General features: G+C 36.9%; 10 protein-coding genes and 1 CRISPR repeat array. Of the genes, 1 reads left to right on the top strand and 9 read right to left on the bottom strand.

Annotated features, from left to right (window positions below; all coding sequences use genetic code 11):
* The first annotated feature begins 147 nt into the window (after positions 1-147).
* Entirely contained in the window at positions 148-1,083 is a 936-nt protein-coding gene (locus ABU914_RS10960; protein ID WP_379669769.1) for a c-type cytochrome, read from the top strand.
* Between the two features lie 223 nt (positions 1,084-1,306).
* Here ABU914_RS10960 and ABU914_RS10955 read toward each other — a convergent pair whose 3' ends face one another.
* The 9 genes from ABU914_RS10955 to ABU914_RS10915 all read right to left on the bottom strand — a co-directional run bounded on the left by ABU914_RS10955 (position 1,307) and on the right by ABU914_RS10915 (position 11,163).
* Complete coding sequence (locus ABU914_RS10955) at positions 1,307-1,582, bottom strand: phospholipase (RefSeq protein ID WP_379669772.1); 276 nt, start codon at positions 1,580-1,582, stop codon at positions 1,307-1,309.
* 230 nt (positions 1,583-1,812) lie between these two features.
* Positions 1,813-3,430: direct repeats of the CRISPR family, unit length 36 nt; unit sequence GCCATATTTCCCCTATGAACTTTGCTGTGATACGAT.
* A gap of 151 nt (positions 3,431-3,581) precedes the next feature.
* Complete coding sequence (gene cas2, locus ABU914_RS10950) at positions 3,582-3,902, bottom strand: CRISPR-associated endonuclease Cas2 (protein ID WP_379669768.1); 321 nt, start codon at positions 3,900-3,902, stop codon at positions 3,582-3,584.
* The gene (gene cas1 / locus ABU914_RS10945; RefSeq protein ID WP_379669767.1) at positions 3,895-4,797 is read right to left on the bottom strand and encodes a type II CRISPR-associated endonuclease Cas1; all 903 of its coding nucleotides are present in this window, start codon (positions 4,795-4,797) and stop codon (positions 3,895-3,897) included. Before cas1 ends, cas2 begins: the two co-directional genes overlap by 8 nt.
* Complete coding sequence (gene cas9, locus ABU914_RS10940; protein ID WP_379669766.1) at positions 4,787-8,029, bottom strand: type II CRISPR RNA-guided endonuclease Cas9; 3,243 nt, start codon at positions 8,027-8,029, stop codon at positions 4,787-4,789. Before cas9 ends, cas1 begins: the two co-directional genes overlap by 11 nt.
* A 353-nt stretch (positions 8,030-8,382) precedes the next feature.
* Entirely contained in the window at positions 8,383-8,682 is a 300-nt protein-coding gene (locus ABU914_RS10935) for a DUF5081 family protein (RefSeq protein WP_379669771.1), read from the bottom strand.
* Between the two features lie 69 nt (positions 8,683-8,751).
* A complete protein-coding gene (locus ABU914_RS10930) occupies positions 8,752-8,880 on the bottom strand; it encodes a hypothetical protein (protein ID WP_379669765.1) in 129 nt (42 codons plus the stop codon).
* Positions 8,880-9,167 carry a WXG100 family type VII secretion target gene (locus ABU914_RS10925; protein WP_379669764.1) on the bottom strand — a complete coding sequence of 96 codons (288 nt, stop codon included), beginning with the start codon at positions 9,165-9,167 and terminating at the stop codon, positions 8,880-8,882. Before ABU914_RS10925 ends, ABU914_RS10930 begins: the two co-directional genes overlap by 1 nt.
* Positions 9,168-9,693: 526 nt before the next feature.
* Positions 9,694-9,990 (bottom strand): WXG100 family type VII secretion target, encoded by a 297-nt coding sequence (locus ABU914_RS10920; RefSeq protein ID WP_379669763.1) that lies wholly within the window; start codon positions 9,988-9,990, stop codon positions 9,694-9,696.
* Positions 9,991-10,812: 822 nt separating this feature from the next.
* A complete protein-coding gene (locus tag ABU914_RS10915; protein WP_379669762.1) occupies positions 10,813-11,163 on the bottom strand; it encodes a DUF1516 family protein in 351 nt (116 codons plus the stop codon).
* Positions 11,164-11,267: the final 104 nt, after the last annotated feature.

Genomic DNA, 11,267 nt, shown 5'->3' with positions numbered 1-11,267 from the left:
AATGGATCAATTTTGAAACCAATCAAGTGGATCAAAATTAAATTGCGAAGTGGATCACTTTTCACTTGCGAAATACATTAAGCAAAACACTGCAGGGGGTATAATGATAATAGAAAGATAACAATGACACGAGGAGGAGTGAAAGACATGAAACTAAAAGTCATACTTATCAGCGGGCTTGTCGTAGCCCTCACGATTTGGATTGGTATCGAAATAAGCGACCGTATTACTAGTGACAAACAATCTTTTTTAACAAGTGAACCTGTTCAGACACAAACCGAAGGAAACGAGATTTCATTTAATCCTCCTAGTCTTGATGATGTTCCAGATGGTCCATTAGGTGAAGCCATTAAAGATGGTTATAATCTAGTAAATGAAACACATGTGTATGCCGATGACTATGTCGGAAATCAGCTCTCTTGCACTAGTTGTCACGCAGGAGCAGGATTGGAAGAACTTGGCTCACCGTTCGTTGGGGTAACAACACAATATCCGCAGTACCGACCACGCGAAGGCATTGTTTTTACGCTAGAAGATCGAATTAATGGCTGTATGATTCGAAGCATGAATGGAAAACCATTTCCGAATGACAGTCCAGAAATGCGCTCAATGATTGCTTACTTTACTTATATTTCGGAAGGAATCCCTGTTGGGGCTGAACTTCCTTGGAGAGAACAAAACAATATGAAAGAAATTCCGATCCCGAATCTCGCTGACGGAGAGGAATTGTATCAACAGTCATGTGTAGCATGCCACGCTGTTGACGGTTCAGGCATAGGCGCAAATACGGGACCTGCATTGTGGGGCGAAAATTCTTTTAATGACGGAGCAGGGATGACACGATTATCAAAAATGGCAGCATTTATTCAACAAAACATGCCACCCGGCGGTGAAGGAACATTTACAGACCAAGAGGCAGTAAATATTGCCGCTTACATTTTACAACATGACAGACCTGAATTCGCGGACAAGGACAAAGACTTCCCGCATGGTGGTAAGCCATCAGATTTTATCGATAAGGAACGACGCGAACAAATTAAAAATGGTACGATTGACTGGAAAGAAGTTGTTGGACAAGAATAAGAATCCGACATCAATTCAAGCCACTTCATTGACTTATCAGAAGTGGCTTTTTCATACATTTGCTCACCAAAGCTCAATTTTAAGAATCTCACATACAAATGACTAGTCATTTTTTTTTTAGAAGATGTTATATAGATGTGAAAAACATATTGTTAACCTACTATTTGATCTGTCTAAAATAGTAGTTTACTTCAACCTTAGATGACAAAAGGAAGTGACTTTACTAATTAAACAACATCTTCACCTTCATAAAATGATAAAGGGTTCTTGCTTGTCTTCCCTGTAACGTATATGGATTTATTAAAGGCTGCAAGCGTTCAAGAAACACTTGGTCACATGCATGTATATTCCCATAGTTTCTATAGCATTCATCATGTGCTTTACACGCTGCATCAACGTCATTAATAGGAGCCCCTGGACCACTACAACCAGGTCCGCACCAATTGTAACCGGGAAAAATACAAATTCGAAACCCTCTACTTCTTCTAGGCAAAATCATACGCATCCTTTCTTCCCGAATAAACTCTCATTCTTTAATTAGTTTATTCAGATGCTTTTAATATTGTATAAACCGTTACCTAATTTGTTAACTTAACCCAATTTAACTTTTCACAAGTGTAATTCTAAACATAGAATTAGCGAGAGCAGATCGAACATAGGATGCAGTCCTGGTCCTACTCAGACGAATAAAGAGTTACAAGGATATTTTAGAAACCCGTAAGGAAGATGGCCATATTTCCCCTATGAACTTTGCTGTGATACGATGTGAGGCTTTCGAATATGACGGTGATTTTTGCCATATTTCCCCTATGAACTTTGCTGTGATACGATGACCGCTAATGACGGTGCTATTTGTCTATAGCCATATTTCCCCTATGAACTTTGCTGTGATACGATGTATTTCTATCCTATTCCAAACTGTTATATGCCATATTTCCCCTATGAACTTTGCTGTGATACGATCTTAAATAAAAACTGGAGGAATACGCAATGGCCATATTTCCCCTATGAACTTTGCTGTGATACGATCTTAAATAAAAACTGGAGGAATACGCAATGGCCATATTTCCCCTATGAACTTTGCTGTGATACGATTTGATAATGATAATCCTTTGTACGTATTTAGCCATATTTCCCCTATGAACTTTGCTGTGATACGATTTGATAATGATAATCCTTTGTACGTATTTAGCCATATTTCCCCTATGAACTTTGCTGTGATACGATTCTAATCTCGGATGCCTTCATAACATATTCGCCATATTTCCCCTATGAACTTTGCTGTGATACGATCTTGATAACGCTTATGTTATCGAAAAGTTGGCCATATTTCCCCTATGAACTTTGCTGTGATACGATCTAGTAAAATTGTTAATTGCGAATTGGTAGCCATATTTCCCCTATGAACTTTGCTGTGATACGATACGAAAGAATGAGTAGACAAGCGGTCGAGAGCCATATTTCCCCTATGAACTTTGCTGTGATACGATCTTAAACGGTGCAACAGTAGCCTTAAAATCGCCATATTTCCCCTATGAACTTTGCTGTGATACGATTAGATAACATACTCATGCCATCTAACAAACGCCATATTTCCCCTATGAACTTTGCTGTGATACGATGTTGTTTTAATTTTCAACAAATCAATCTCAGCCATATTTCCCCTATGAACTTTGCTGTGATACGATATATGAGAGTTTCTTGCATAGTCGCAAGTTGCCATATTTCCCCTATGAACTTTGCTGTGATACGATGCGTAGGCTTGACGATGGCGAGCGATTTATGCCATATTTCCCCTATGAACTTTGCTGTGATACGATTATGACCGATTATAGCGTCAGTCTTTCCGGCCATATTTCCCCTATGAACTTTGCTGTGATACGATGAGCGGATTTCGTTGGAAAGAAGCGTTTAAGCCATATTTCCCCTATGAACTTTGCTGTGATACGATTCATGTTCTATCTTTAATACTTGCTTATTAGCCATATTTCCCCTATGAACTTTGCTGTGATACGATGACACTGGAGAAACATTAAGAAATGTATTTGCCATATTTCCCCTATGAACTTTGCTGTGATACGATTCATCTTTAGTCATATATTTCGTCACGTAAGCCATATTTCCCCTATGAACTTTGCTGTGATACGATGCATTTTATATTTACAATACTCCCATCCTTGCCATATTTCCCCTATGAACTTTGCTGTGATACGATTTCTCATTAAATTCATGATGTTTCTTAATCGCCATATTTCCCCTATGAACTTTGCTGTGATACGATTCTTTTGTCGCGAATAAATAACGCTCTTTTGCCATATTTCCCCTATGAACTTTGCTGTGATACGATCCACGTATCACAAACCCTTGAAAACAGTAGCTTTTCAGGGGTTTTTATTTTTAAAAAAGAAAGATTTTCATTCAATTTTAAGTAGTATATCCTTTATTTTTAATTGAAAATTGGAAAAAGAAAAGCACTCACAACAGATTGCAAGTACTTTCTAAAAAAAGTCCGTTTTATTTGCCCCTAATTCTTCTTCTGGGGTTCTTTCACCGAGCAGGATTTCCATATTTTCAAATTGCCTTTCTGTAATTTTCATACATCGGATCGCACCATTTACACTCGGTATATTTTCTTTTAATCGTTTCATATGTTTTTGAACAGCGTCATTTCCATTGCAAATTCGACTATAAACCGAATATTGTATCATCGTATACCCGTCGTTTAATAAAAATTTTCTAAATCTAGCATATTGCCTTCTTTCCTGCGACGTCATCACTGGTAAATCAAAGAATACGATAATTCGCATAAATCTACTCATACTTATGTTCATTCAATGAAACGAGCTCTGGTAATACGAGATACATCGGATCCTTTTCACGACATGCTGTTATAAAACTTTGAATCATTCGATCGACTCCATTTGTTATGCTTTGTTTTTCGTCTTTCCACACGGCCTCATAATTTAAGATTGCGAACAATTTTTCTCGAATGTCTTTTGACCATACTGAATCGTGATTAACGTGAATTGAAACGGTAACATCTACAAATGGTCGTAAGACTTCCATCAAATCATCAGCTAAATTAAAAGCATTTGTTTGACTATCATGAAAAATACCTAATGATGGTGTAAAACCATAGCGAACTAATGAGCGAGAGACTAATGAACGAATGATACTATATCCATAATTCAGTGAAATATTGATGACATCATCATGGCGGCGATTAAAATGTTCACCAAATAACTTTGTAAAATATAATCTTGCTCCATACGCTTCACGATTCGTTCGATCACCAGACTCAACACTTCGAGAGATAGTATAAATTTTTTGTGCTTCATCTGCTTTATGTACGAGTTCTAAGCAACGAGCTTGGTTTTCTAGTTTACGGATCACAATTTGCTGCCAAACTCGCTTTTTAAATGGTTTGGATAATCCAAGTTGCATTTCAAGCACACTTAATTGGCGTGAATGCCGATGGAATGGTTGCAACAATCCACTCGGCATTCGTTTTTGGTCACAAATAATTAAATTGATATGATAGTCTGTGCATTTACTTATCAAGACAGAAGTCAAGGTGACGGCAGGTTCTTCAATTGTGATCGTGCTAATATCTTCTAACGGTATTTGTATGGACTGTTCTTGTTGGATAACGAGTTGTTCATTTTTTGTAGATAGTTTTGCAAGATTACGAATGACAATATGCCTATACGCCATGACGCTTTTCCTTTTTCACTATTTTGAGATTACCAAGTGGATCAACCTGGTATTTATCAAAAATCTGAAGGCGTTGGACACCAACACGATCAACTAAACTATCATCATGAGATTGAATTGTTATCGCACCAGTAGCTGCGTCCACCCCTTTGAAGTAAAAGAAATCCTCTTGCCAAGAAACAATATTTTTATTTGCAGTTCGTGTTTCTTTTATTTGTGGTAGTTTAATATGAACTAAATCGTTAGGAAAAAGACTGAACTTGAAAGCAAAATCACTTGAATACTCAACCCACTCAGAGTATGGTTTTTTTTGTGTAATAAACCGATTCGGCAATCTACCTGCCTTTATATCAGACACATAAACCGGGATTAAATAGTATTTCCCGTTTTCTTTATGTTGAAAGACGTCTGTCCTTGCGATGCTCGCATTATCTGCAACCGTTGTGCGATTTAAGCTGACATAGGTGTTTCGTTTATCTTCGATTTTAACAGAGCGAATAACAGGTGCATTTTTAGGATTTTTAGATGGCTTGTAAAGCGGTTCTGCGAATGCTTTGGCTTTGTTTTTACCGTAAACCAAGTAACGCTCTTTAATGGCGCTGTATGTTTTTGGATCAGATTCTTTTCCGTACATAGGAAAGTCACCATTTTTATCAAAAGGAATTTTATCCAGAGATGTTTTCGTAACGACAACGGTATAGCCTTTATCGTTTTGGCCTCTATTTCTACGAAATGTCGCTTCGTGTAGCTGACCTTTCACACTTCGTTTTGGCATTCTTGAAACGAAAATCGGTTTAACTTCGCGAAGAAATTCCTCATCATAAGCCTCTTCTCGTCCTAATGATTGTAAAGCAAGCTTTAACGTGTCTGGATCTTGTATCATGCGAGCTTCTAACTCTTTTGCAAAACCGTCCCATGGCTCTGGAAAACGTTCCTTATCTTTTCTTAATTGTGTCGGAGTACTAACTTCACGTCTTTTAAAATAGGCACTCACCTTTTGACGGTTGTCATGGCTAACGGCAACGATGGCTGCATCTAATGCATGGTGTAAATCATTTTCGTCACGATTTTTATTGAAACCCCATCTTTTACGCATTAAAGAAGTATACGCACCGTTAACGGTATAGACATATTGTTTTTTATTTTTATCTTCACGGAATTGTAAATGTTCTTCAATAAAATTTTTAAAATAACGAGTAATATAGCGTGTGTCATTTAATTGGCGAGTGCGAAAGGCATCTTCTTGTTCATCATCAAAGTTTATTTTTAAAAGCAGACCTTTCTTTTTACGTCCAACTTTCAACGATGAAACGTAAGATGTGAATTGTTCCCATTTCGTTTTATCATGTCCGAACCATTCGTATGGTGTGCGATTTTGTTTGTTTTGGTTTTCTCTTCCGAGTACGAGCACTTTATTTTGATTACTATCATCAAAACTACGACTATATGGAATGATGTGGTCGACTTCGGCGTAACCAGGTTCAAATAATCGTTCAATCGTAATCGATTCTAATGAATAAGGGCATTTCCCATTTTGCTCTTCCCAAAGTTTGTATTTTAAAATATCATGGCCTCGTGGGTCACTGATGCTCGGATGTAATTCACGAATCTTTTTTCTTGCTTTTTCGTTGAGCGTTCGATTTGTATTGTAATCTTTCGATAGCTTCTTCCGTTCTGCATAAGGACGTCCCATTTCGCGAGCAAGTTCAATGTAAATCCCGGATGGGCTTCCGTATCGTTTAATAATGGCATTTAAGACTTTTCTCGATTGAGCGAGTGAACGTAACACAACAGGATTACGAATTTCATCGGTTGGAATAACGGGTAGCAATTTGCTTTTTTTCGTATTTGTGTTTTGATTGATTGCATATCCTGCTAATTCACAAGCTTTCGTATAGTTCAAACCTTTCTCCATATGTACAAGAATATCTTTTAATGCTTTTAATGATAGGTGTGAAAATTTTGAAAATGATAATGACAGTAATTCATCGATAAGTTCATCATTGTATGGACGATTTGCGATGTTCGGCATCTTTTTTCCTTTTGAACTAACGAATTCATTTTTTAAATAGTCGCGAATGTCGACATCATCTTTAAATACGGTTAAAGCATATGCGATCGTATCATAATCAACCGGGCGATATTGATGAAGGGCTGATTTTCCTTCAACTTCCTTTATTACTTTTTTTATTTTGTATTGACCTTCTAATGAAATAAATGTGACATTTTCATTATCTTTCAACGATTTTCCTTCATCATAAAATAATTCATTAAATCGTACGTTGTCACCTAAAGATAGTGCTTTCCTTAAAGCGGAATATTTAATTTCTTTTTTGTCATCCATGATTAAATCTAAAGCGATTTGTCTCTCTTCATCGTTGAGTGGACGGCTTGGTTCATCTTTCGGAACGATACGCAAGCGATTGAGCTTGTCCAATGCACGAAATCGTTCAAATTGATAACTAAATTTCGGTGCTCTTTTTTCACGAGGGATGAGTGAACACTCTCCGATTTTATCGATAATGTCTTCTTTAGAAGCATACGGACGTTGGGAGCTCCAAATTTCTAAATACATGTTTTCATTTTCTTTCGTAGCAAAAGGATGTCCATATTCGCGTTGTTTTTTAAAGATCGTTTTAATTTCATTTTCAATGTCATCACGTGCAAAAACGTGGGTATACTCCCCGCCTTTATTTCTCTTTCTTCCCTCAAATAATTCAGGTTCATGAACGAGAAGTTGGGCAATCGTTAAATAGCCTTTTTCTTTCATCTTTTCGTGATTTTCTTTTACTGCTGATAAGACGACACCGTCATCGCCTTTTTTTGTTTCACTTTTTCGATTCGATTTAAATCCACGATGCTTAGCACAATGAATTAAAATTCTAGCAAACTCGCGATCTTCTAATTGACGTTCAAGAGCATTTACTCTTAGTAACCAAATGTCTAAATCCCCATCTTGCCAATCATAAAGCATATCAGCTTGTACTTTTGTTAGTAAACCTTGATCAACGATAAATTTACGAACTCGACTGACACGGTATTTTCTCCGACGTAACCGTCTTCTGCTGGATCTCGCTTCTCTTCTCGGAGCAGCTAACGAGGAGCCGTCTTTCGGATTTTCGGCAACTTCAAACATTCTGACGCCAAGTCGTTCGATCCGTTCCTTATCTAAATTAATAACCGCCCAGCCAACAGATGTTACACCGATATCCAGGCCAAGATTATACCTCAATGAACTCACACCCTTTAAAATTGTTCCTTTAAAAGCAAAAAATGACTAAACGAGTTAGTCATTTTTTGAGGGAGATCCGACTAATCGGATAGGCGATCCCCAACGCCTCGGCTTCGTGCCTTACCATATTAACCCTATGAACTTTGCTGTAATACGATCGTGGTTTCCCCAAACCACAATTATAAAATACCAAATATTTTTAATTTTGTAAAGGGGTTCTAGTGAAAAATTCCAGGTTCATTATACCCATTGATCATCGAACAAAATATTGGCTAGCGTAGTAATATTTTTTTCATCTGGATCGATCATAATAAGTTTGTTATCTTTCGTAAACACGAGCGTTTGCTGATGTTTTATTGTACTTTTTCGAGTAAGACTATCTTCTTCAGTTTGAAAAGATTCGATATTGAAGATCGAATTTCTTGACGCTCCTTTTGTAATAAAGTTTTTTCATGTTCAGACGGTTTCCGAAAGACGAACGGAAACCGTTCCCCTAGCAACTTTAATACAATTGCTTTAGAGATGACATAAAGGCGGTATTGTTTAACATCTTCAAGCTCGACGAGCATAATCAATTCGACTTCCTCCAGCTCGCGAAAGACAAACATGAGGTTATACTTTTTACTTTGGTGGTAAAGTTCAAGCGCTTGAATGCTCCTCCATCTGTAATTTTTTCTTCCGATGTTACAATCTCTTTTTCGATTAATCGTTGATGTGTTTCCTCAAAAACGGCTTCGCCTTTCAACTAGTACCGTTTTTTTATCTGGCAGTCTAAATAGAGCTTCAGCACTAAATGCGTCAGCCAGCAAATAGTGCTCTGCAATTGAAAAAACGTCATTCGATGGCTTCATCATAAATTCCTCACTTGCTTCACTAAAGGATCCTTTAAAAAGTCATTCGTATACGTATCTAAATTGTTCAACGCTTTCGTTTGCTTTGCGGTAATCTGAGCAATGTCTTCGTGATACTGTTTAATAATCTCAAGGTAACTAAAAAAAGAATCGCGAGTCTTGCTACTCCAAGAAGCAGAAGCAACGTAAGAAATTAACGTTTCGCAACGAACGTTTGTTTTGTTGAGTGAAGCTTCAAACGCTTTTGCGGCTGCTTTTGCTTCTTCGACAGCATCTTCGTGAATCATGACATCTTCCATCTCAGCAATCAGCTTTTCGTATCTGCTTCTGCGATCGCAAGGTTTTTAAAGTGCATGTAACGGCTGTACGCGCGGTCTCTTGCGATGACGAGCCGAAGGCGTTGCTCTTTATCCTGTTCAAATAATTTCGTTTATTTTTGAATTTAATTCGTGCCTTTTCGCTTCAAAATCATTTGATGGAATGTAAGTCGTGGAAAAACAAGGAGCTGAGCTAGTGTAGCTGTTATAGGCAGCGTTTGCCTCACTAACTTTCTTATCGTGGTATGCGATTGCATCATTCAAACGCGAGTATAATTTATAATAACGAGCCCTTTCGATTTCATTGTCCGTTTTAAAGAGATTAAAAAAGAAATCAAACATGAACGTTTCCCTTCCTTTGCCTTTAATGCATTTAAGAAACGAATGTCTCCCTAACTAGTATTGATTTCTAGCCAAAAGTTTCGTTTTATAATTAGAATGAATAAATGCCACACAACGTCGTCGTGTGGCATCCATCCAAGACCTGTCCTTTCGATTAGCTAAGTCCAAAGTTTCTGGATAATGCTTCATCATGCTGGGCAACAGCGTCTGCTGTTTTGGTCAATTGCATATTGATTTCTTCCATAAGCTGTGCAAAGTCTTGAACTCTCGGCTTTAGTTGATTAAACTGGTCGTCAAAACGATTGAAAGCACGACCTTCCCATTCTGAACGTAATTCTTCTTGCAAGTTCGTTAAATTTTGCAAAATTTCCTCAATTTGTCTAGCGCTTTGTCCGTAACGAGTTGCTTTCGCTTTTAACTCTTCTGGACTCATGCGAATTTGTCCTGCCATCTTTTCCTCTCCTCTGTCAAGATTAATTTTTTATTCTTTGGTTTAAAGGAATTTTTAACCAAATTAATCCCTACTTGATACTTTATAGCATTATTTTTGTTTATCAACTGTTTTTTAGATCATTACAAAAAAAGGTTATTATCGTCCGTGTCTTTTTTTCTATTCATGGAATATTTTGGTTATTATCGTCTAACGAAAGGACTAATAAAAATTGATTGATATGAGCAACAATATTAACTGTTGATATTCGAATCGGTTTCTAATCTCTTTTTTGATTTTATGTATAATTTAATTATTAAAGCGTAAAATAAGAAAGACCGCTTGATGAAGGTACATTCAAGCGGTTGTACATTAGCAGATTAATAACATCTGCGTACCGGAATAATCCACCGACTAGAGTGAAGCACTTAAAGGTGGATTATTTTTTTAAATTTACTGAAACAATCGTGACAACAAGACTGGCAAACGTAACGGCAAAGATTAAACTTTCAAATACTGTCATCGGGACCGACCCCCTTTCCTAATGGTGGGAGTAGTTGACATGTCCAAACGAATCATACGGCCGTCGTTTTGCTTGTTGATCATGCTGTCACATCTCTATATATAAAAATTATATGATTGAAATTCATAATATAGTACATCCATTCATATATTGTTGGTTATCATCTCTCATTTATTTTTATTAAAAAATACGTTATACTTTAATAATATTCTAATTCTCAAGTATGTAAATGGTACACTGAAAATATTGAGTCTTATCTTATTCCCTAATAATCAAAAAAAGAAACACAATTTTTAGAAATTGCGTTTCTTTTTTGCTTTTTAAATAAAACGATATCCGATAATTAATACAGCAATGAGTGAGATCATAAACTGAATCCAAAAGCTAACTGTAGACTTGCCTTTACGTGCTCTCACTAAGATGAGTTCCATTGAGGCAATGAGCCAAATCCCAAATAGCATTTTTACAATCGCCATCAGCATAAACTTATAGGTGATCACAAGTCCAAGTCCGGACAAAAACATTATGACGAAAAACAACCGCAAAATCATGTGGGTAATCTTTTGAGCTTTTACCTTATCGTACCTAACTAAAATGTAACTAATTAAAAACAAAAGCAATACAACAATCCACATGTCAGCATGAGCGTGGAATAACGCGTTATAAGGCAATGCCATTCCTCCAATCGTGTAAGTTCTTCAATGTAAACGTAAAAGAATTGAGAACGTATACAGAAAAGGTTATTTATCCGAACCTATTGTACCAGAGTGATATA

The organism is Pueribacillus sp. YX66 (assembly GCF_041725775.1).
Lineage (GTDB): Bacteria > Bacillota > Bacilli > Bacillales > UBA6769 > Pueribacillus.
Note: the sequence above shows the minus strand (reverse complement) of the source record. Positions and strands in the feature narration are given on the sequence as shown.